The sequence below is a fragment of the Amycolatopsis sp. 3B14 genome, from assembly GCF_050958625.1.
GTDB lineage: Bacteria > Actinomycetota > Actinomycetes > Mycobacteriales > Pseudonocardiaceae > Amycolatopsis_E > Amycolatopsis_E thermoflava.
This window is the reverse complement of record NZ_JBHZEN010000050.1, coordinates 67,223-87,116: the sequence shown is the minus strand read 5'-3', so window position 1 is coordinate 87,116 and position 19,894 is coordinate 67,223. Positions and strand designations below refer to the sequence as shown.

Here is a 19,894-nt window from a genome sequence, read left to right as displayed (position 1 = left end):
AAAGAGTACCTTGACCCCGCTACTCGGCAACCGAAGAAGGCTGGGGATCGGTCCCGGAGGGGGTGTGGTTGATGGAGGCGATCACCACCCGACACGGCCGCCGGTTCTAGAGGTTTGAAAGGCGACCCAACTGACCAACGTCACACGCGGCTCTCCAGGCGAGCGAAGCGTCGCCGCGGGGGGTCCAGGGGGCTTGCCCCCTGGCGGGGGTCTGGGGGTTCGACCCCCAGAGAACACAAAGGAAGATCCCCTGTCCGCCTTATTTCGGCGGACAGGGGATCTCCGGATCTTCCGTCGGGGTGGCGGGATTTGAACCCACGACCTCCTCGACCCGAACGAGGCACGCTACCAAGCTGCGCCACACCCCGATGTACTGCTTAGCGGGTCGAAGAAGAGTTTAGCGGATGGCGCGGGGGGATTTGCGGGGGGTGGCCTTCGTTGTCTTCGGCGTGGTTCGGCCGCGTTCTACCAGGGTCAACAGCGTTGCTTCGGGTGGGCAGGCGAAGCGGGCCGGGGCGTAGGGGGAGGTGCCCAGTCCGGCGGAGACGTGGAGCCACATGTGGGCTCCCCAGCGGGAGGCCCCTCTCGCACGGCTGCGGTCCAGCTCACAGTTCGTGACGAGGGCGCCGATGCCGGGGATGCGGAGTTGGCCGCCGTGGGTGTGGCCGGCCAGGACGAGGTCGTAGCCGTCGGCGGCGAAGGGGTCCAGGATGCGTGGTTCGGGTGAGTGGGTGACGCCGAGGCGGAGGGTGGCGGGTTCGGCGGGGCCGGCGATCTCGCCGTAGCGGTCGCGGCGGAGGTGGGGGTCGTCGAGGCCGGCGGCGAACACCGTCTGCCCGGCGACGGTGAGGGTGTGCCGGACGTGGGTGAGGTCCTGCCAGCCGTGTTCGAGGAATGCGGCCCGCAGGTCGCGCCACGGGAGTTTCCGGCCGTGGATGCGCTTCTTCTTGCCGCGGGGCATGAGGTAGCGGGCGGGGTTCTTGGGTTTGGGCGCGTAGTAGTCGTTGCTGCCGAACACGAACAGGCCGGGCCGTTCGAGGAGCGGGCCGAGGGCGCGCAGGACGGCGGGCACGGCTTTGGGGTGGGCGAGGTTGTCGCCGGTGTTGACGACCAGGTCGGGTTCGAGCTGGTCGAGCGCGGCGACCCAGCGTTGTTTGGCCTGCTGCCCGGGGAGCATGTGCAGGTCGGAGATGTGCAGGACGCGCATCGGCTGGGCGCCGGGCGCCAGTACGGGCAGTTCGGCGGTGCGGAGCACGTAGTGCCGCCGCTCGATGCCGGAGGCGTACCCGAACGCGGCGGCCCCGAGAGCGACCGTCCCGGCGGCGAGGCGTTTGGCTGTCAGCTTCTGGCTGTCACGGACCGTGCTCACACAGCCCAGGATACGGGTCGGTGGGGCGCCCCGGGCACCGGCGAGTGCCCGGGGCGGTGCGTCAGCGGGCCCGTTCGTAGCGCGGGTCGGACGGCGGTAGCGGCAGGATCGGGTCGTTGGGCCCGAGGATCTTGCTCACCGCGCCGAACCACGTCCGGGCCGGGGTTTTGCCACCGAACATGTTGCCTTCGCCGCAGGTGTAGACGTTGCCGGGGCCGCCGTCGCAGAGGCCGCCGCTGCCGCCTTCCGGCCGGAAGACCATCGCGGCGCCGGCGAGCTGCGGGGTGCCGCCGACGAAGGCCGCGGAGCCGTTGCTCTGGGTGGTTCCGGTCTTGCCGATCATCGGCCGGTTCCAGCCGACCTGGGCGGCTGCCGCGGCCGCGGTGCCGCCGGGCAGGTCGTCCTTGCTCATGCCCTGGGCCAGGCTGTTGGCGGCGGCCTCGTCCATGACCTGCTCGCACGGCTGCTCGCTGATCGGGATGGGCTTGCCGTCGCGGTCCTGCACCTGCGCGATCGGCGTCGGCGGGCACCACACGCCGCCGCTGAGGATCGTCGCCGCGACGTTGGCCATCTCCAGGTTGCTGGTCGCCGACACGCCGAGGGTGAACGAACCCTGTCCGGCCGATTTGTCGGTCGGCCCGAAGAACGCGGTTTGCGTCTTGTTCTCGCCGGCGTTCTTCGACTCCGGCTTCACCGCGCCGCCACCGAGGTTCCGCGCCATCGTGTCACGCAGGCCGAGCTTGCTCGCCATGTCGACGATCGGGCCCATGCCGGTGCGTTCCTCGAGGATGACGAACGCCGTGTTGGGCGAGGTCTGCAGCGCCTGCTGCAGCGTCATCGTGCGGGTGCCGCCCTCGTAGTCGGTGGCGTTGCCCAGGCAGTACGCGCGGGTGCCCAGAGCGACCGTGGGACAGCGGTTTCCACCGCCGGTGAACACATTGGACACATAGAAGTTCGGCACTTCGATGGTGTCGTAGATGCCCATCACGCGGTTCTGGATCGCCGCCGCCGAGGTGAAGATCTTGTAGCTCGACCCGGCGCCGCCGGTGTTGTAGACGCCCGATGGCAACGCGTACGTCGTCTGGCCCGCGCTGGCGTCCGTGCCGTAGTCGCGGTTCGCGGCCAGCGCGACCACCTCGTGCCGGTTCTTCCCCGGCCGCACCAGGGACAGCACGTTCGCCACGTTCTTCTGCGTCTTGCTGACCTGGGTCTGGGCGGACATCTTCGCCTCGTGGTTGGCGCGCTGGTCCATCGTCGTGCGGATGGTGTAGCCGCCGGTGTAGAGGTCGTCCCTGTCCATGCCGTGCGACAGCAGGTAGTCCTCGACGTACTGGCAGAAGAACCCGTTCTCCGGCCCGGCGCCGACGCAGTTGGACGCGGGCTTGGACGGCCCGCCCGGCACGACGCCCAGCGGCTCGGTCTTCATCCGCTCGGCGTCTGCCTTGGACAGCTTCAGGTTGTCGACCATGCGGTCCAGCACCAGGTTCCGGCGCTCGGTGGCGCGGTCCGGGTGGCTCCACGGGTCGTAGAACGGTGGGTTGTTGACCATGCCGGCGAGCAGCGCGGCCTGGGTGACCGACAGCTTGTCCGCGGTGGTGTTGAAGTAGGCCTGCGCGGCCGCCCCGACGCCGTAGATCTTGCGCGAGAACTCGACGACGTTGAGGTAGCTGGTGAGGAGCTGGTCCTTGCTCATCGTGTTCTCGAGCTGGATTGCGATCCGCGCTTCCTTCAGCTTGCGGGCGATCGACTGCTCCTGGGCCTTCTGCTGGCCCACCGGGTCGTCCCGGTAGATCACGTTGATGAGGTAGTTCTTCACGTACTGCTGGGTGAGCGTCGACGCGCCCTGGGTGTCGCCGCCTGCGCTGTTGCTCAGCGCGGCGCGCAGCGTGCCCTTCCAGTCCACGCCGTGGTGCTCGTAGAACCGCCGGTCCTCGGTGGAGACCAGGGCCCACTTCATGGCCTCGTTGATCTCGTCACTGGCCGTCGGAATACGGTACTGGTCGTACAGCGTGGCGATTTGGTTGCCCGCCGAATCGGTGATCGTGGTGACCAGCGGCGGCGGCACGTTCGCGAGTTCGGCGGACATGCTGTCGACCGTTTCGCTCGCCCTGTTGGAGGCCACCCCCGCGGCGCCGACCACGGGGAACAGCACCCCGGCGACGAGGATTCCCGCGAGCAGGCACAGGCCGAGCAGTTTGAACAGACCATCCGTCTTGCGCACATCGCCAGAGTAGTGGGAACCGGCGTCACCCCGCCGGGCCGCGTCGCCTGAATACCACGGGAACGCCGGGCTCGCGACGTATTCCGGTAACGAATTTCCATCGGGCTCTTGGCGGCGGGAACCGTCGGCCTCTACAGTCCGTCAACGTCTCACGTAGTGCGGAGCCGGGGAGGCTCCGGGTGAGCAGGCACATCACGAGGGGAGCTTGGGGGATGGAATCCACACCACAGAGCTGGCGCATCCGCGCCCTCTGCCGGGACGCGGATCCGGATGAGCTGTTCGTGCGGGGAGCGGACCAGAACCGGGCGAAGCTGGTCTGCATGGGGTGCCCGGTGCGCACCGAATGCCTGGCCGAGGCGCTGGACAACCGCATCAGCTTCGGCATCTGGGGAGGGATGACCGAACGGGAGCGCCGCGCCCTGCTGCGCCGCCGCCCGGACGTCGAATCCTGGACCGACCTGCTGGACTCGGCGCGCAAGGACTTCGTCGAGGCGTCCTAGGACGCCAGCCGTTCGCCGATCTCGCGGAGGCCGGCAATGTCGTGGACGTCGCTGGGGAGCGCGGGCACCTCGACGAGGGGGACTCCGGGATGGGCGCGCGTGAAGCGCGCCAGCAGCCGCTTCTCGCGTTCCGCCAGCGCCACCCGGTCGGCGTGCAGCTGCAGCACCGCGGTGGCCAGCGGGGCGGTCGACTCCAGCTTCTCGGCGGCGGACAGCGCCGCCGTCGCCGAGAGGTCCGCCAGCACCGGGTGGGTCCGGTTCGCGACCAGCCCGGCCAGCGGCATGTTCTCGCCGCCGAGCCGCTCGACGAAGTAGCTCGCCTCGCGCAGGGCGTCCGGCTCCGGCGCGGCCACCACCAGGAACGACGTGCCCTCCGAGCGCAGCAGCTCGGCGGTCTTGCGGGCGCGTTCCCGGAACCCGCCGAACATGCTGTCGAAGGCCTGCATGAACGCCGACGCGTCAGCCAGCAGCTGGCCGCCGATGATTGTCGACACGGCCTTCGCGAAGATCGAGAACCCGGTGCTGACCACCTTCCGCAGACCCCAGCCGCCCGCTTTCGCCGGCCCGGTCAGCAGCCGGATCATGCGCCCGTCGAGCGCGCTGGACAGCCGGTTCGGCGCGTCCAGGAAGTCCAGCGCGGACCGGCTCGGCGGCGTGTCCACGACGATCAGGTCCCACTCGTCGGTGGCCGCGAGCTGGCCCAGCTTCTCCATCGCCATGTACTCCTGCGTGCCGGAGAACGACGTGGAAATGGTCTGGTAGAAGGGGTTCGCGAGCAGCGCCTCGGCGCGTTCCGGGCCGGCGTGGGTGCGCACCATGTCGTCGAAGGTGCGCCGCATGTCGAGCATCATCGCCCACAGTTCGCCCTTGGGCTCGAACCCGGCGACCGAAACCTGCCGCGGGTGGTTGCCCAGCTCCCGCAGCCCGAGCGCCTGCGCCAGCCGCCGCGCCGGGTCGATCGTGAGCACCACCGTCTGGCGGCCGCGCTCGGCCGCGCGCAACGCCAGCGCCGCGGCGGTGGTGGTCTTGCCCACCCCGCCGGAACCGCAGCACACGACGATCCGCGTCTTCGGGTCGTCGATCAACGCGTCGACGTCGAGCCGCTCGGTCATCAGCGCACCCCTTGGTCGGTCAGCGACTCCGCGAGGTCGTACAGCGCGGCGAGGTCGATGCCGCCGGACTCCTCCGGCAGCTCCAGCGTCGGCAGGTCCGCCTCGGCGAGCTGCTCCCGCGCCCGCTGCTCGGCGGCGAGCCGGATCGCGTGCTCGACGGTCTCCGCGACCAGCGCCTCCATGGTGGCGTCGGGCAGTTCGAGCCCGGCCGAGGCCAGCCCGCTGCGCACCCGCGAGGCGTCCACCCGCCCGTCCGCGGCAGGCGAGATCGACCGGGCGGGCAGCCGCGGCGGCCGCACCCGGTTGACCAGCACCGCGCCCGGCCGCAGGTCGGCGCCGTCCAGCTCGGCCACCGCCTCCACCGTCTCGCGCACCGGCATCTCCTCCAGGAGCGTCACCAGGTGCACGACCGTCTCCTCGGAGTGCAGCAGCCGCACGACGCCCTCGGCCTGGCCGCGGATCGGGCCCGCCTTCGCCAGGTCGGTCAGCGCCTTGGTGACGTCGAGGAACTTGACCACGCGGCCGGTCGGCGGCGCGTCGACCACGACCGCGTCGTAGACGTGCCTGCCGTCCGGGCCGGTCCGCCCGACGCACTCCTTGATCTTGCCGGTGAGCAGCACGTCCCGCAGGCCCGGCGCGAGCGTGGTGGCGAACTCGATCGCCCCCATCCGGCGCAGCGTCCGGCCCGCGAAGCCCAGGTTGTAGAACATCTCGAAGTACTCGAGCAGCGCCGCTTCCACGTCGATGTGCAGCGCCCGCAGCTCACCGCCACCGGGCACCGCCGCGATCCGCTGCTCGGCGTAGGGCAGCGGCTCGGTGTCGAAGAGCTGGGCGAACCCCTGCCTGCCCTCGACCTCGACCAGCAGCACCCGGCGTCCGTGGCTGGCCAGCGCGATCCCGAGTGCCGCGGCCATGGTCGTCTTGCCGGTGCCGCCCTTGCCGGTGACGAAGTGCAACCGGGCGCGGGCGAGCTCGTCGGTCCATCCGGCCAGGGGTGTGCTCACACGATCCAGCGTAAGCCAGCGATCACGCTGCCGCCGCGAGGAGAGCTTCCCATCACCACTAGATTGGCCCCCATGAGCGCCACGAAGTGGGAGTACGCCACGGTTCCGTTGCTGATCCACGCGACCAAGCAGATCCTCGACCAGTGGGGCGAGGACGGCTGGGAGCTGGTGACCGTGCTGCCGAACCCGAGCGGGGAGCAGCACGTCGCCTACCTCAAGCGGGCCAAGGCATGAGGGAGCTTGCGACCGAGTCATCGAGCACCATGCTCGCCGACGTGGTGATACTGCCGCGGCTTGCCGCGTCCGGAGAGGAGGCGGCATGAGCTGGGGCGACCGCCTGGCCGAACTGGGGATCGAGCTGCCGGGCGTCGCCGCGCCGGTTGCCGCCTACGTGCCTGCGGTGCGCAGCGGCTCGATGGTCTACACGTCGGGCCAGCTGCCGTTCGTCGGGGGCGAGCTCGCCGCGACCGGCAAGGTCGGGGCCGAGGTCAGCCCGGAGGAGGCCAAGCGCCACGCCCGGACGGCGGCGCTGAACGCGATCGCGGCGGTGGACGCGCTCGTCGGTCTCGAGTCGATCGTCCGGATCGTGAAGGTCGTCGGGTTCGTCGCGTCCGCGGAGGGGTTCACCGGCCAGCCGGCCGTGATCAACGGCGCGTCGGAGCTCTTCGGCGAGATTTTCGGCGACGCGGGCGCGCACGCCCGCTCGGCGGTGGGTGTGGCCGAGTTGCCGCTGGGGGCGCCGGTCGAGGTCGAACTGATTGTCGAGGTGAGCTGATGGACCCGGACATCGAGGCCGCGTGCCACGAGCTGTTGCTGCGGCTGGCCGGGCGGATGCCCGACCGGCTGCTGTGGCGCTACCGGGACTGGCTGGGCGAGGGCGCGATGTCGACCTTGGCTCGAACGTTGCCGCGCACGTTGCTCAAGCACAACATCGACCTCGACCAGCCGGAGTATCGCCTGCTCGTGGCGGGCCTCGTGCCGCACGGCGCGGACTGGCACCAGGTGAGTTCGACCCTGGGGGTGGACGAGGTCGGCGAGAACCGGTACACATTCACCCCGAGTGCACCCGATCAGGTGAACTCGGTTGACTCGGTGTCCGCGCTGGTCCACGCCACCCTGCGGGGTCGGCCGGACGTCGGCGAGGTGCGGCAGAGCTGGCGTCAGCGCACGGGGGAGGAATCCAAGCGCGTGCTGTTGATCACGGCCCTGTCGGGGCTGCCGAGGCTGACCGGGGAGCTGCAGCGGGTCCTGCGGGTGCTGGGGGACGAGGAACCCAGCGTCGAGGTGATGCCGCCGCGGTTCGAGCTGCCGGAGTACCACCAGGCCGCACTGGCGAGCTCCGAGCTCGTCTGCGTCGGTGCGGTGGACACCGGGAACCGGCTCGTCGCCGCGTAACGGCACTCCTGCCGAGCTGGAGGGAGAAAGTCAGATGGTGGACGTCCACGACGGGATCGCGGGCGACGGGTTCGCGGTGCCGTTGCGCCTGCACAACCTGTTGCTGGGTCTGGCAGGACGCCTGGACGACAGCCTGCTGTCGGAGGCGCGCGAGCTGATCGCGCGAGCGCGCCTCGACGAGGCCGCCGAGCTGACCACGGGCGCGCTGATCGCGGGCCGGTTGCCGGTCCGCGAGGCGGAGCGGCACGAGCTGGCGCTGGTGCTGGAGCTGACGCGGTCCGACGCGACGCTCGCGGACCAGCTGGTGGTGAACGACCCGGAGGCCGAGACCGGCGTCCTGCACCGCTTCACCGGCGACAACCACCCCGAGCACGGCATTGCCGACGCGCTCGACCGCACCCTCCAGGTGCTGCCGGACCTGCGGTCGGTGCACGCGGTGTGGCGCAACACCCCGGCCGGCAGCGTGCCGGGCCCGCTGCCGCAGCGCGTGGTGCTCGTCGAGATCGGCCCGGAGGGCAACCCGCCTGCCGCCGCGTACCGCATCGACGCCGCTCTGCGGCGCGCCGGGATCCGGTCGGTCGTCGAGGTCACCGGGCCGTCCACCGAGCGCTCCCGCTACCACGAGCAGGCGCTCACCGCGGCCACCGCGGTGTGGCTCTCCGGCGGGGCCGTCCCGTCGTCCGCTCCCACGGCGCCGGCGCAGCGCCAGGGCTCCGGCCGTCACGTGGCGCACGCCACGGTCGCGGCCGGGGACGAGCCCGAGGAGCCCGAACCTCCGGCCGCGGAGGAGACCACCACCACCGAAGCGGCAGCGGAGACCGAGCCCACCGAGGTCGTCGCGTCCTCCGGCGGGCCGGGCCACGTGTTCAAGCCGCGCGAGGAGGGCCCCGAGCCCAGCCGCGTGGAGAACACGATGGACATGACGTCCGAGGAGGTCGCGCAGCTGCGGGCGCAGCTGGCGGCGGAGGACGGCGAGAAGCCGAGAGCCGTGGCCTCGGCGACGATCGGCCCGGGTGAAGTGATCGAAATCCCGGAGCTCGACCTCAACGACCCGCAGCTGTCCGAGCGCGACCGCCAGCTCCTGCGTGAGCTGCACGCCGAGCTCGCCGAGCGGGAGCGCGCCGAGGCCGCCAAGGTGCGGGCGAACGGTTCGAGCCGGTCCGAGGACGACCCGCGCTGGGTCGACGGCTTCTCCGGCTCGTGATTCCCACGTAAGTTGCGTCATGTGGTGCAACTTGATTTCCGGATCCCGGGGAGCATGAACTTCTCCGTCGCGGAGCCGGCCGAACCGGCCGTGCCCCGCGACGCGGCGACGGTGCTGTTGCTGCGGGACGGCGCGAACGGTCTCGAAGTCTTCCTCCAGCGGCGCGTGGCGGCGATGGCGTTCGCCGCGGGCATGACGGTCTTCCCCGGCGGCGGGGTGGACCAGCGCGACGCCGACGCGACGATCGCCTGGGCCGGTCCGCCCGCCGCGGACTGGGCGGGCTGGTTCAACGGGACCGAGCAGGTGGCGCGCGCCCTGGTGTGCGCGGCGGTGCGGGAGACCTTCGAGGAGTCCGGGGTGCTGCTGGCAGGCACCGCGGACGAGGTCGTCACGGACACCGCCCGGTACGCGGGCGCGCGGGACGAGCTGGTGTCGCGGGAGCTGTCGCTGGCCGACTTCCTGGCTCGCGAGGGCCTCACCCTGCGCTCCGACCTGCTCCGCCCATGGGCGCACTGGATCACCCCGGTGCAGGAGAAGCGCCGCTACGACACCCGTTTCTTCGCCGCGATCCTGCCCGCGGGGCAGGAGGCCGACGGGAAGACGACCGAGGCCGAGTCCTCCGGCTGGTGGCGGCCCGCCGACGCGCTGGCCGACGCCGAGGCCGGCCGCAGCATGCTGATGCCGCCGACCTGGCACACGCTCACCGAGCTGGCCTCGTTCGGCACCGCCGAGGAGGCGCTGGCCGCGGAGCGGACGGTCGAGGCGATCATCCCGAAGCTGATCCGCGAGGGCGACGCGATCCGGGTGGTCGCGGAATGAGCCACCCCGCCTACGGCGTGCGCCGCGAGGTCTCGCCTTCCGCAGCCGTCGTGCTGGAGAACAACCCGTCGACGATGACGCTGGACGGCACGAACACCTGGGTGCTGCGGGCGCCCGGCTCGGCCGAGTGCGTCATCGTGGACCCCGGTTACCAGGACCTGGACCACCTGCCACTGCTCACCGAACAGGGCCCGGTGGCGATGATCCTGCTCACCCACCACCACCCGGACCACACCGAGGGCGCGCCGTGGCTGGCCGAGCGGGTGCAGGCGCCGGTGCGGGCCTTCGACGCGGCCCTGTGCCGGGACGCGGACCCGTTCGCCGACGGTGACGTGATCTCCGCGGCGGGCCTGGACATCGAGGTCCTGCACACACCCGGCCACACCGGCGACTCGGTGTGCCTGCGCGTCGGGGACCAGGTCCTGACCGGCGACACGATCCTCGGCCGCGGCACCACGGTGCTCACCGACCTCGGCTCGTACCTGGACTCCCTGCGGCGGCTGGTCGACCTGCCGTCCGGGCTGCTCACGCTGCCCGGCCACGGCCCGGAGATGGCCGACCTGCGGGTGATCGCGCAGGAGTACCTGGACCACCGCGAGCAGCGGCTGGACCAGGTCCGGGCGGCGCTGGACAAGCTCGGCGCGGACGCCACCGCTCGGCAGGTGGTCGAGGTCGTCTACGCCGACGTCGACCGTGCGCTGTGGGCGCCGGCCGAGCACAGCGTCAAGGCGCAACTGGAGTACCTCAGGAGAGGTTGACGCGGCTTGCGTGGCGGTGCGGGTGGCGGAACCTGAGGCGGCCCCTGGCTGTGGGATCGCCTCCTCATGTATGCCGATACACCACGTCGGCGCTGTCCTCGCCAGGAACCACCTCAGAACCCGCGGCGGTGTCGGCGCACGGCCCACTCCAAGCGGCTCCGCCGCTTCGAAATCCGGTCTAACCGGACTGCGTGAGGTCGGTCCGCGCCGCCAGCTCGGTGACCACTTCGAGCAGGCGGCGCAGGGTCGGCTTGTCCGCGTCCGGCAGCCACAGCACCTGCGTGGCGGCCTGCTCACCGGCCAGCGGCACGAACACCACCCCGGTGCGGCGCAGGCTGTGCGCCGAGCGGGCCAGCCGGGACACCCCCACCCCGGCGGCCACCAGGCCGAGCAGGTTCTGCACACTGCCCGCCCGCTGGACGACGTCCGGCTCGTAACCGGCCCGCCGGAAGTCCTCGTCGTACTTGCGGTGCCACGGCGGCCACGAACTGCGCTCGGTGAGCACCCACGGCTCGTCCGCGAGGTCGGCCAGCGTCAGCTCCGCGCGATCGGCCAGCGGGTGGCCTTCGGGCAGGACGGCGCACACCTCTTCGACGGCCAGCGTGCGCGCGGCGAGCCCGTCCACCAGCGGCGGACGGCTGAACGCGGCGTCGTAGCGGCCTTCGCGCAGCCCCTCGACGAGGGTGGCGACCGAGGTGTCCTCGGTGGTCAGCCGCACGTCAGGGTAGCGCTCGCGGAAGGCCCGCACGACCGGTGGCAGCAGGTAGTTCGCGGTGCTCGCGAGGAAGGCCACGGTGAGCTCGCCCACCTCGCCGCGGCCGGCCCTGGCGAGGGTCGTCACCGCCTGTTCGGCGCGGTCGAGCACCGCCTTCGCCTCCGGCAGGAACCGCCGCCCGAGATCGGTGAGGCGGGTGCCGCGGCTGTCCCGGTCGAGCAGGCGGGCGCCGAGCGTGCGCTCCAGCACCGTGATCTGCTGCGACAGCGACTGCTGCGCGATCCCGAGCCGCCTGGCGGCCGCGGTGAAGCTCAGCTCGTCGGCGACCGCGACGAAGTACCGCAGTTGCCGCAGCTCGGGAAGCCTCACAGGTGCTGACTGTAGCCGCGGTTGGAAACGCGTGTTGGACGCTCCGGGTGATCTTGGTGAGGCTGGTGGCATGACGAGGACGGAACGGGTTTGGCTGATCACCGGGTGCTCCGCGGGTTTCGGGCGGGAGCTGGTCCGCGCGGCGGTGGCGGCCGGGGACCGGGTGATGGCGACCGCGCGGCGACCCGAGCAGCTGGCTGACCTCGCCGGCGACCGGGTGCGCACGCACGCGCTCGACGTGACCGACCCGGCGCAGGTGGCGGAGGCCGTGCAGGCGACGCTGCGCGAGTTCGGCCGCATCGACGTCGTGGTGAACAACGCCGGTCACGGGTCGGTCGGCGCGGTCGAGGAGTTCACGATGGACGAGTTGCGGTCGGTGATGGAGGTGATGTTCTTCGGCGCGGTCGCGGTCACCAAGGCGGTGGTACCGCACCTGCGTGAGCAGGGCAGCGGCGCGATCGTGCAGATCAGCTCGATGGGCGGGCAGCTGTCGATGCCCGGGTTCGGCGCCTACTGCGCGGCGAAGTTCGCGCTGGAGGGCATGTCCGAGGCGCTGGCCGCGGAGGTCGAGCCGTTCGGGGTCCGGGTGCTGATCGTCGAGCCGGGCGCGTTCCGCACCGAGTTCGGCGGCGCGCGGATGCACCGGTCGCGCGAGATCGAGGCCTACCGCGACCTGCCGACCCGGGCCGCGGTCGACACGATGGACGGCACGCAACCCGGCGACCCGGCGAAGGCAGCGCAGGCGATCGTGCGGGTGCTGGACGCCGAAAAGCCCCCACTGCGGCTCGCGCTGGGCGCCGACGCGGTGGAGGCCTTGCGCGGCAAGCACGCGGAGCTACGCGCCGACCTCGACGCGTGGGAGGAGGTCAGCCGCGCGACGGCGCTTTAGGCGGCCAGGACGTGCTCGCGCGGTGCCTTGACCGTGCCGCGCAGCAGGTACACCACCGCGGCGATCACCAGCGCCGCCGCGGTCGCCGCGAGGAACGCCGCCGACGGGCCGGCGTGCTCGACCAGGTAGCCGCTGACCGACTGCCCGAACGCGAGCCCCAGCGTCACCGCGGTCAGCACCCAGCCGAACGCCTCGGCGGCGGTGCCCTTCGGGGCGACCAGTTCGATCGCCGCCGAGTGCGTCGCCGACTGCGGGGTGATCAGCGCGCCCGCGGCGAGCATCGCGATCGCGAGGCCCCACAGCGTCGACGGCCAGGCCAGCAGCGCCACGAGCACGCCGAACCCGGCCAGCAGCACCGGCAGCCGCAGCGGCATCTCGCGCGGCCACGGCCGCAGGCTGTACGCCACGCCGAACGCGACCGAGCTGACCGACCACACCGACAGCAGCACGCCGCCGAGCGCCGGCGACCCGGCCTCGGTGGCCGCGGCGGGCACGGCGACCTCGACGAACCCGATGACCACACCGAACCCGAGCGCGGCGAGTGCGAGCGTCCGCATGCCGGGGCTGCTCAGCGCGCCCAGCAGCGAGTGGTGGGTCCGGCCGGCCGGTCCCCACGCCCGGACGGCCGGGCTCAGCGCGAACAGCACCGCGCCCGCCACCATGCACGCTCCGCCCGCGACCATCCCGGTGCCGGGCCACGGCGCGGCGACCAGCAGGCCGGCCAGGCCGGGCCCGAGGATGAAGAAGACCTCCATGCTGATCGCCTCGTAGGCGTACGCCGCGTTGCGTGCGGCCTCGGCGGGCACCAGGCGTCCCCACAGCGCCCGCGACGCCGAACCGACCATCGGCTCGGTGATCCCGATGCCGAACGCGAGCGCGACCAGCACCAGGGTCGCCGCGTGGGCCTCGATCGCCAGCGCGAGCGTCACCAGGATCACCGCGAACATCGCCGCGGTGGACAGCAGCGGCCGCGTGGGGCCGAAGCGGTCGATCAGCCTGCCCTGCACGACCGACCCCACCGCGACGCCCACCAGCGAGCTGGCCGACACCAGCCCGGCGACGGCGAACGACCCCATCTCCTGCTGCACGTAGAGGAGCGCGGACAGGCCGATCATCGCGATCGGCAGGCGCGCGAGGATGGACGCGACCATCGGACGGGTCGCGCCCGGCGTGGTCAGGGCAGCGCGGTAGTCGGCGAGGGAAGTCTGGGACACGCGTACCAGTATGCCTCATTTTGGTACGTGAGTACCAGTTATTTACCGCTCAGGTCTCGGTTCGGTAACGGCCCAGAACTTTTCGCCGGACCCACGCAACGAACCCGCAACGGGCGCGTCTATGGGGGTGAACGGCCTTGAACCTCGGGGTATGGGCCGTGGCAAGGTTGACAAGTAGATAAAGCTCCCTCCGGCAAAGGGTCGGGGCCGGAACCGGAGGGCGGGGAGCGCGGTCTGTCGGGGGATGGCCCGCGCGAAAAGCAAAAGAACCGGTGCGCCACGTCGGGGGTGGCGCCCGGTTCTTTTGTTTTTGCTGGTGTCAGCGAGCGCGGCGGGCCAGGCGCTCCGGGTCCAGGATCAGCACTGACTTGCCTTCCAGCCGCAGCCAGCCGCGGTGCGCGAAGTCGGCCAGCGCCTTGTTCACGGTCTCCCGTGAGGCGCCGACGTACTGGGCGATCTCCTCCTGCGTCAGGTCGTGCGTGACCCGCAGGATGCCGGCCTCCTGGCTGCCGAACCGCTGCGCCAGCTGCAGCAGCGCGCGCGCCACGCGGCCGGGGACGTCGGTGAAGATCAGCTCGGCGACCATGTTGTTCGTCCGGCGCAGCCTGCGGGCGATGACCCGCAGCAGCTGCTCGGCGATCTCCGGCCGGTTCGCGATCCACTTCCGCAGCGACGGCCGGTCCATCGACACCGCCCGCACCTCGGTGACCGTCGTCGCGGTCGAGGTGCGCGGGCCCGGGTCGAAGATCGACAGCTCGCCGAACATGTCCGAGGGGCCCGCGATCCACAGCAGGTTCTCCCGGCCGTCCGCCGACTTGCGGCCGATCTTCACCTTGCCGGACAGGATGATGTACAGCTTGTCGCCGGGCTCACCCTCGGAGAAGATCACATGACCCCGCGGGAACTCCACGGTCTCCAGGGTCTGGGCGAGCGCCTCAGCCGCGGCCGGCTCCACCCCCTGGAAGATGCCCGCCCGGGCCAGGGTCTCGTCCACCTCGTGCCTCCTCGTCGGTGGCGACCGTGTTCCCGCGAGCCGGGGCGTGTCGCCGATCACTTGCGTGCAGTCTAGGCCGTTCGGACGAGATCGCCTCAGGGCACGCCGAGGACAGACCGATCACCGCCCGGCCGGGCGAGGGCGATCTCGCTCCGAAGAGACAGCCTAACCGTCGCGCGCAGCGCGTCCGTTGAGGGTGGTGGTGGGAGGCGCGCGGGACTGATCCTCGCTGAATCGGTCGAGGTCAGCGGGCCTCAGCCGCGGCTCTTGCGCGGACGCGTCTTGGCCGCGCGACCACCGAGGCGGCGCAGCCGGAACAGCTCCAGCGCGCGGCCGATGCCGTGCCCGTACAGCGCCCTGACCTCGTTCGGCCGGGCCTGCTCCAGGAACTCCTCGACCTCTTCCTCCTGGACCGCGACGTGGCGCAGCCGGTTCTCCACCCGTTCCATCGCCAGAGCGAAGAACATCATCACGAGTGGCACCGCTACTACGAACCAGACAGTCATCGGTTCTGATCCTCGCTCATCACGGGTTCGGGGGTGGTGTCAGGGGTCCGGCGTGTCGGCTTCCGTAGGCTAGCGGCGTGCCGAATGCGTCTCATGTCAGCCCTCGCAAGGGCACGGAGAGCCGCCTCGCACTCGTGAGACGCGCACGCCGGATGCTTCGTTGCCTCACCGACGCGTATCCGGACGCGCACTGCGAACTCGACTTCACCACACCGCTGGAGTTGCTGATCGCGGTCGTGCTGTCGGCGCAGACCACGGACGTGCGGGTCAACGAGGTGACCCCCGCCCTGTTCGCGCGCTACCGCACCGCCGCCGACTACGCGGGCGCGGACCGCACCGAGCTGGAGGAGCTGATCCGGCCCACCGGCTTCTTCCGCGCGAAGACGAACTCGCTGATGGGCCTCGGCGCCGCGCTGGTCGAGCGGTTCGACGGCGAGGTGCCGCGCAAGCTGGCGGACCTGGTCACGCTGCCCGGCGTCGGGCGCAAGACCGCGAACGTCGTGCTCGGCAACGCCTTCGACGTGCCGGGGATCACGGTGGACACCCACTTCGGCCGCCTGGTGCGCCGTTGGGGCTGGACCGCGGAAGAGGACCCGGTCAAGGTCGAGCACGAGGTCGGCGAGCTGATCCCCCGCAAGGAGTGGACGATGCTCTCGCACCGGGTGATCTTCCACGGCCGCCGCGTCTGCCACGCGCGCAAACCGGCCTGCGGCGCGTGCCCGCTGGCCCGCGACTGCCCCTCCTACGGCGCGGGCCCGACCGGGTTCGAGGAGGCCGCGAAGCTGGTCAAGGGCCCGGAGCGGGACCACCTGCTCGCGATGGTGACCAAGCAGTGACGACGGCGACCAGGTGGGCGCTCGTCGCCGGGGTGCTGGTGCTCGCGGTGATCGTCGCGGTGCTGCCGCAGGTCCGCTCGGACAGCCCGGTCGTGGGCCCGGACCTGACCGCGGCCAGGGCCGCCGCCGCGCTGGCGCCGTGCCCGTCCGGCGCCGGCGAGGTCGCCCAGCTCGCCGGTGTGCGCGCCGAATGCCTCGGCGACGGGACCACCGTCGACCTCGGCAGCGCGCTCGCCGGCCAGGTGACGCTGGTCAACGTGTGGGCCACCTGGTGCGAGCCGTGCCGGACCGAGCTGCCCGTGCTCCAGCGGTACGCGAGCGAGCCCGGCGCGGTGCGGGTCCTCACGGTGCAGGTGCAGAGCAAGCCGGACGACGGGCTGGAGCTCCTGGCCGATCTCGGGGTGCGGCTGCCGACCGTGTTCGACGGCGACGGCGGGAGCGGCCCGGTGCGCAGCGCGCTCAAGGTGCGTCCGGCGCTGCCGGCGTCCTACCTGGTCACCGCCGCGGGGGAGGTCCGGTTCATCGAGAGCCCACCCACGTTCACTGATCCTGAGCAGGTGCGCGAGGTCGTGCGGAGGCTGTCGTGAAGGGACCGCTCGTCGATCCGGCGTCAGTGCCGGACTGGCTGCGCCCGCTGGTCGAGATCAGCGGGAAGCTCGACTCGACCGCGTTCACCCGCTTCACCCCGCCCGAGGACGAGTTGACGCGCGCCGCGTCGGTGCTGATCCTGTTCGGCCACGGCGAGCGGGGGCCGGACGTGCTGCTGCTGCGCCGCGCGGACACGCTCGGTTCGCACGCGGGCCAGGTGGCTTTCCCGGGCGGCGGTGCCGACCCGGAGGACGCCGACGTGGTCGCCACCGCCCTGCGTGAGGCCGAGGAGGAGACCGGCGTCGACCCGGCCGGCGTGCGGCCGGTCGCGATCCTGCCCGAGCTGTTCATCCCGGTGTCCAAGTTCGCCGTGACACCGGTGCTCGCCCACTGGCACGCGCCGTCGCCGGTGCACGCCGTCGACCCGGGGGAGACGGCGGCCGTGGCGAGGGTGCCGCTGGCCGACCTGGCCGATCCGGCGAACCGGTTCCAGGTGCGCCGGCCCGGGACCACCTACAAGGGCCCGGCTTTCACCGTGAACGGCCTGTTCGTGTGGGGGTTCACCGCGGGGCTGCTGACCGTCCTGCTCGAACTGGGCGGCTGGGCACGTGAGTGGGATCGCGGCGACGTCCGGGATCTTGACGTAGCGTTGCGCGATCATCTGCTCGCGACCGACTGAGGAGACGCGGTGAACTGGGTCGACGTCCTGGTCATTCTGCTGGCGCTGGTGGCGGCTGTCTCCGGCGCGCGCCAGGGCGTGGTGATCGCGTTGCCCGCGCTGGTCGGCGTGATCGGCGGGGCGATCCTGGGCATCCGCATCGCGCCGTGGGTCGTCGAGTTGTTCGAGAACCCGGCCGCCAAGGTCGCCTTCGCGGTCGCGACCGTGGTGTTCCTGGTCGCGCTCGGTGAGACGCTCGGCGTGTGGCTGGGCCGTCGGTTCAAGTACGCGGTCAAGCGGCGGTTCAACACCGACAAGCTGACCGGCATCGACCAGACGCTGGGCGCGATCGTGCAGGCCGTCGTGGTGTTCGTGGTGGCGTGGCTGATCGCGGTGCCGCTGACCGGCGTCGCGGCGCTGCCCGGGCTGGCGCGGGCGATCAACAACTCGACGGTGCTCGGCACGGTCGACAAGGCGATGCCGCCCGCCGCCGAGGGCCTGCCCAGCGAGCTGCGGAAACTGCTCGACGTCTCCGGGTTCCCGTCCATTGTGGACCCGTTCCAGAAGACGCAGATCAACGACACCGCGCCGCCGGACACGACGCTCCAGGACAGCGCCGTGGTACAGCAGTTGCGTGGCAGCGTGCTGAAGATCCGCGGCACGGCCGAGTCGTGCTCGCGCACGCTGGAGGGCAGCGGGTTCGTGATCGCGCCGCAGCGGGTGATGACGAACGCGCACGTGGTGGCGGGCACGGAGACGACCGCGGTGGAGACGTCGGCAGGGCGGCTGCCCGCGCGGGTCGTGTACTTCGACCCCGAGGTGGACGTCGCGGTGCTCGCGGTGCCCCGCCTGGACGCGACGCCGCTGCGCCTGGCGCCGGAGGCGGCGAAGGCGGGCGACAGCGCGATCGTCCTCGGCTACCCGCTGGACGGCCCGTACCGCGCGACGCCGGCCCGCATCCGCAACCAGATCACGTTGCAGGGCCCGGACATCTACGACTCCCGCACCGTGCGCCGCGACGTGTACACCGTGCGGGCGCAGGTGCGCAGCGGCAACTCGGGCGGCCCGCTGGTCGACCCGCAGGGCCAGGTCGTCGGGGTGGTGTTCGGGGCGTCCGTCGAGGACGCCGACACCGGCTTCACGCTGACCGGCAACCAGGTGCGCCCGGTGATCGAGTCCGCGCCGTCGCTGAGCGCCCGGGTCTCCACCGGAGCCTGCGCCGCCTGACCGCCCCGCGAGTTCCACGCTCAGCCGCGCGGGTCCCGGCGTCAGGCCTTCGCCAGGAAGTCCAGCAGCGCCTTGGTGGTCTCGGCGGGTGCCTCCAGCTGCGGGAAGTGACCGATGTCCGGCAGCTCCTCCAGAGCGGAGTGCGGGCCGCGCCACGGGGCGGACGCCCGGGCGGTCTCCGGCAGCACGCACGGGTCCGCGGCACCGTGGATCTGCAGCACCGGCGCCGCCACGCGCGTGCCCACCGCGCTCGCGAACCGGCGTCCTTCGCCGCGGAACTGGGCCCGGAACGCCCACCGGTAGTACTCCAGCGCGCTGTGCGCGACACCAGGGATCCGGACCGCTTCGCGGAACATCGCGGCGCTGGTGTCGAAGTCGCGCGTCGCCGTCCACCGTGGGCCGGACCAGGCGCGCAGCAGGCCCTCCAGGTTCGCGCCGTCGTCCTCGGTGAGCCACCGCTCGGGCGCCATCGGCACCTGGAAGCGGAACAGGTGCGCCAGGGCCCGCGTCTGGTTGGACCCCTTGCGCCGGAACGCGGTACGGCCGATCGCGCTGCGCAGGGCCATCGGGTGCGCGCCGCCGAGCACGGTCACGGAAGCCACGACCCGCGGGTGCAGCGCGGCCGCCGTCCAGGCCAGCAGCCCGCCCCACGCGTGCCCGACCAGGTGCGCCTGCCGTTCGCCGAGCGCGCGGACCAGGCCTGCGACGTCACCGGCGAGCGTCCACGCGTCGTAGCCGCGAGGGGGTTTGTCCGAATCGCCGTAGCCGCGCAGGTCGGCCGCGACCGCGTGGTAACCCGCGTCGGCGAGGGCGGTGAGCTGGTGCCGCCAGGTCCACCAGAACTGCCCGAAGCCGTGCAGGAACAACACCAGCGGCCCGTGCCCGGCCTCGGCGACGTGCAGCCGGATGCCGTTCGCGGACACGTCGCGGTGCGCCCACGGCCCGTCGATCCGGACGATGGACGGGTCGGGCGGCGTCACGGTCGCGCCTGAGCGGTTCAGCTGTGTTCGGGGACGGTGTCCCGGCGCGGCTTGAGGGCCGCGGCCGTGTCCTTGACGCTGGTGATGGTGCGCTCCGGCGCCCGGATCTTCTTGACCTTGCGGTAGCCGAGGAGGCCGAACAGCCCCGCGACCAGCAGCATCAGCAGGAACACGATGCCGAACGCGGCCCACCGCTTGAGCCACTCGGACAGCAGCTCGCCGAGGAAGAAAAAGAAGAAGAACGAGCTGTAGAGCCCGATCACCCCGGCGACGATGAAGAAGACGCTGCCCTTGGCGCCCTTCTTGACCTCGCCCATCACCTCGGACTTCGCCAGCTCGACCTCGGCCCTGACCAGCGTGGACAGGTGCTGGGTGGCCTGGCTGACAAGGCTGCCGATCGACTGGCCGTCGGACGTGGACTCGGCCTCCGGGCTCAGTGGGATGTAGGGCACGGCCCCGTGGGCATCCCGACCGTTGCGTTCGTGCTCCTGGCTGCTCACGGGGGTCATCGTGCCAGAAGACCCAGCACGGGGCGC

The 19,894-nt window shown here is 71.8% G+C and carries 22 protein-coding genes and 1 tRNA gene; 12 read left to right on the top strand and 11 right to left on the bottom strand.

The window, feature by feature from the left end; all coding sequences use genetic code 11:
- Positions 1-294: 294 nt before the first annotated feature.
- From ACCP09_RS27035 to ACCP09_RS27025, 3 genes are all read right to left on the bottom strand, one after another.
- Positions 295-368 (bottom strand) — tRNA-Pro (locus tag ACCP09_RS27035).
- Between the two features lie 29 nt (positions 369-397).
- The gene (locus tag ACCP09_RS27030) at positions 398-1,369 is read right to left on the bottom strand and encodes a metallophosphoesterase (protein WP_051362870.1); all 972 of its coding nucleotides are present in this window, start codon (positions 1,367-1,369) and stop codon (positions 398-400) included.
- A gap of 61 nt (positions 1,370-1,430) precedes the next feature.
- On the bottom strand, positions 1,431-3,590 hold the full coding sequence (locus tag ACCP09_RS27025) for a transglycosylase domain-containing protein (RefSeq protein WP_027933553.1): 2,160 nt from the start codon (positions 3,588-3,590) through the stop codon (positions 1,431-1,433).
- Between the two features lie 212 nt (positions 3,591-3,802).
- On the opposite strand from ACCP09_RS27025, the gene ACCP09_RS27020 reads away from it, so the two are divergent.
- On the top strand, positions 3,803-4,090 hold the full coding sequence (locus tag ACCP09_RS27020; RefSeq protein ID WP_027933554.1) for a WhiB family transcriptional regulator: 288 nt from the start codon (positions 3,803-3,805) through the stop codon (positions 4,088-4,090).
- On the opposite strand, the gene ACCP09_RS27015 is transcribed toward ACCP09_RS27020, so the two are convergent.
- Positions 4,087-5,202 (bottom strand): ArsA family ATPase, encoded by a 1,116-nt coding sequence (locus ACCP09_RS27015; protein ID WP_433751368.1) that lies wholly within the window; start codon positions 5,200-5,202, stop codon positions 4,087-4,089. The genes ACCP09_RS27020 and ACCP09_RS27015 overlap by 4 nt on opposite strands.
- Positions 5,202-6,206: an ArsA-related P-loop ATPase gene (locus ACCP09_RS27010; protein ID WP_378364384.1), complete on the bottom strand. Its 1,005-nt coding sequence runs from the start codon at positions 6,204-6,206 to the stop codon at positions 5,202-5,204. Before ACCP09_RS27010 ends, ACCP09_RS27015 begins: the two co-directional genes overlap by 1 nt.
- Positions 6,207-6,278: 72 nt before the next feature.
- On the opposite strand from ACCP09_RS27010, the gene ACCP09_RS27005 reads away from it, so the two are divergent.
- From ACCP09_RS27005 to ACCP09_RS26980, 6 genes are all read left to right on the top strand, one after another.
- Positions 6,279-6,440: a DUF4177 domain-containing protein gene (locus tag ACCP09_RS27005; RefSeq protein WP_017985509.1), complete on the top strand. Its 162-nt coding sequence runs from the start codon at positions 6,279-6,281 to the stop codon at positions 6,438-6,440.
- 85 nt (positions 6,441-6,525) lie between these two features.
- Positions 6,526-6,981 carry a RidA family protein gene (locus ACCP09_RS27000; protein ID WP_017985508.1) on the top strand — a complete coding sequence of 152 codons (456 nt, stop codon included), beginning with the start codon at positions 6,526-6,528 and terminating at the stop codon, positions 6,979-6,981.
- Positions 6,981-7,601, top strand: coding sequence for a hypothetical protein (locus ACCP09_RS26995; RefSeq protein WP_017985507.1), 621 nt, complete (start codon positions 6,981-6,983; stop codon positions 7,599-7,601). The genes ACCP09_RS27000 and ACCP09_RS26995 overlap by 1 nt, the downstream gene beginning before the upstream one ends.
- Before the next feature lie 34 nt (positions 7,602-7,635).
- The gene (locus ACCP09_RS26990; RefSeq protein WP_027933556.1) at positions 7,636-8,805 is read left to right on the top strand and encodes a hypothetical protein; all 1,170 of its coding nucleotides are present in this window, start codon (positions 7,636-7,638) and stop codon (positions 8,803-8,805) included.
- Between the two features lie 54 nt (positions 8,806-8,859).
- Entirely contained in the window at positions 8,860-9,624 is a 765-nt protein-coding gene (locus tag ACCP09_RS26985) for an NUDIX hydrolase (RefSeq protein ID WP_027933557.1), read from the top strand.
- Complete coding sequence (locus tag ACCP09_RS26980) at positions 9,621-10,382, top strand: MBL fold metallo-hydrolase (RefSeq protein WP_027933558.1); 762 nt, start codon at positions 9,621-9,623, stop codon at positions 10,380-10,382. The genes ACCP09_RS26985 and ACCP09_RS26980 overlap by 4 nt, the downstream gene beginning before the upstream one ends.
- Before the next feature lie 178 nt (positions 10,383-10,560).
- On the opposite strand, the gene ACCP09_RS26975 is transcribed toward ACCP09_RS26980, so the two are convergent.
- On the bottom strand, positions 10,561-11,466 hold the full coding sequence (locus ACCP09_RS26975; RefSeq protein WP_433751360.1) for a LysR family transcriptional regulator: 906 nt from the start codon (positions 11,464-11,466) through the stop codon (positions 10,561-10,563).
- Between the two features lie 70 nt (positions 11,467-11,536).
- On the opposite strand from ACCP09_RS26975, the gene ACCP09_RS26970 reads away from it, so the two are divergent.
- Positions 11,537-12,355: an oxidoreductase gene (locus tag ACCP09_RS26970; RefSeq protein WP_378364387.1), complete on the top strand. Its 819-nt coding sequence runs from the start codon at positions 11,537-11,539 to the stop codon at positions 12,353-12,355.
- On the opposite strand, the gene ACCP09_RS26965 is transcribed toward ACCP09_RS26970, so the two are convergent.
- The 3 genes from ACCP09_RS26965 to ACCP09_RS26955 all read right to left on the bottom strand — a co-directional run bounded on the left by ACCP09_RS26965 (position 12,352) and on the right by ACCP09_RS26955 (position 15,069).
- Entirely contained in the window at positions 12,352-13,569 is a 1,218-nt protein-coding gene (locus tag ACCP09_RS26965; protein WP_400983743.1) for an MFS transporter, read from the bottom strand. The genes ACCP09_RS26970 and ACCP09_RS26965 overlap by 4 nt on opposite strands.
- Before the next feature lie 319 nt (positions 13,570-13,888).
- Positions 13,889-14,563, bottom strand: a complete 675-nt coding sequence (locus tag ACCP09_RS26960; protein WP_017985500.1) for a Crp/Fnr family transcriptional regulator — start codon at positions 14,561-14,563, stop codon at positions 13,889-13,891.
- Between the two features lie 254 nt (positions 14,564-14,817).
- Positions 14,818-15,069, bottom strand: coding sequence for a hypothetical protein (locus ACCP09_RS26955; protein ID WP_027933561.1), 252 nt, complete (start codon positions 15,067-15,069; stop codon positions 14,818-14,820).
- 152 nt (positions 15,070-15,221) lie between these two features.
- Here ACCP09_RS26955 and nth point away from each other — a divergent pair, with 152 nt between their 5' ends.
- Genes nth through ACCP09_RS26935 form a run of 4 tightly spaced genes read left to right on the top strand, consistent with a single transcriptional unit; the run spans position 15,222 to position 18,378 of the window.
- Positions 15,222-15,905 (top strand): endonuclease III, encoded by a 684-nt coding sequence (gene nth, locus ACCP09_RS26950; RefSeq protein WP_027933562.1) that lies wholly within the window; start codon positions 15,222-15,224, stop codon positions 15,903-15,905.
- Positions 15,902-16,492 (top strand): TlpA family protein disulfide reductase, encoded by a 591-nt coding sequence (locus ACCP09_RS26945; protein ID WP_027933563.1) that lies wholly within the window; start codon positions 15,902-15,904, stop codon positions 16,490-16,492. The genes nth and ACCP09_RS26945 overlap by 4 nt, the downstream gene beginning before the upstream one ends.
- Positions 16,489-17,172, top strand: a complete 684-nt coding sequence (locus ACCP09_RS26940; protein WP_433751355.1) for an NUDIX hydrolase — start codon at positions 16,489-16,491, stop codon at positions 17,170-17,172. The genes ACCP09_RS26945 and ACCP09_RS26940 overlap by 4 nt, the downstream gene beginning before the upstream one ends.
- A gap of 9 nt (positions 17,173-17,181) precedes the next feature.
- Positions 17,182-18,378, top strand: a complete 1,197-nt coding sequence (locus ACCP09_RS26935) for a MarP family serine protease (protein ID WP_027933565.1) — start codon at positions 17,182-17,184, stop codon at positions 18,376-18,378.
- A 41-nt stretch (positions 18,379-18,419) separates the two neighbouring features.
- Here the strand turns inward: ACCP09_RS26935 and ACCP09_RS26930 are convergent, their stop codons facing one another.
- Both ACCP09_RS26930 and ACCP09_RS26925 read right to left on the bottom strand, forming a co-directional pair.
- Positions 18,420-19,358: an alpha/beta fold hydrolase gene (locus ACCP09_RS26930; RefSeq protein WP_027933566.1), complete on the bottom strand. Its 939-nt coding sequence runs from the start codon at positions 19,356-19,358 to the stop codon at positions 18,420-18,422.
- Between the two features lie 17 nt (positions 19,359-19,375).
- A complete protein-coding gene (locus ACCP09_RS26925; protein ID WP_027933567.1) occupies positions 19,376-19,858 on the bottom strand; it encodes a phage holin family protein in 483 nt (160 codons plus the stop codon).
- Positions 19,859-19,894 lie beyond the last annotated feature (36 nt).

Bases quoted from the DNA above. Each gene is read 5' to 3' on its own strand.
- ACCP09_RS26970 (WP_378364387.1), top strand. From the start codon at position 11,537: ATGACGAGGACGGAACGGGTTTGGCTGATCACCGGGTGCTCCGCGGGT.
- ACCP09_RS27020 (WP_027933554.1), top strand. From the start codon at position 3,803: ATGGAATCCACACCACAGAGCTGGCGCATCCGCGCCCTCTGCCGGGAC.
- ACCP09_RS27000 (WP_017985508.1), top strand. From the start codon at position 6,526: ATGAGCTGGGGCGACCGCCTGGCCGAACTGGGGATCGAGCTGCCGGGC.
- ACCP09_RS26985 (WP_027933557.1), top strand. From the start codon at position 8,860: ATGAACTTCTCCGTCGCGGAGCCGGCCGAACCGGCCGTGCCCCGCGAC.
- ACCP09_RS27005 (WP_017985509.1), top strand. From the start codon at position 6,279: ATGAGCGCCACGAAGTGGGAGTACGCCACGGTTCCGTTGCTGATCCAC.
- ACCP09_RS26980 (WP_027933558.1), top strand. From the start codon at position 9,621: ATGAGCCACCCCGCCTACGGCGTGCGCCGCGAGGTCTCGCCTTCCGCA.
- nth (WP_027933562.1), top strand. From the start codon at position 15,222: ATGCTTCGTTGCCTCACCGACGCGTATCCGGACGCGCACTGCGAACTC.
- ACCP09_RS26990 (WP_027933556.1), top strand. From the start codon at position 7,636: ATGGTGGACGTCCACGACGGGATCGCGGGCGACGGGTTCGCGGTGCCG.
- ACCP09_RS27015 (WP_433751368.1), bottom strand. From the start codon at position 5,202: ATGACCGAGCGGCTCGACGTCGACGCGTTGATCGACGACCCGAAGACG.
- ACCP09_RS26955 (WP_027933561.1), bottom strand. From the start codon at position 15,069: ATGACTGTCTGGTTCGTAGTAGCGGTGCCACTCGTGATGATGTTCTTC.
- ACCP09_RS26995 (WP_017985507.1), top strand. From the start codon at position 6,981: ATGGACCCGGACATCGAGGCCGCGTGCCACGAGCTGTTGCTGCGGCTG.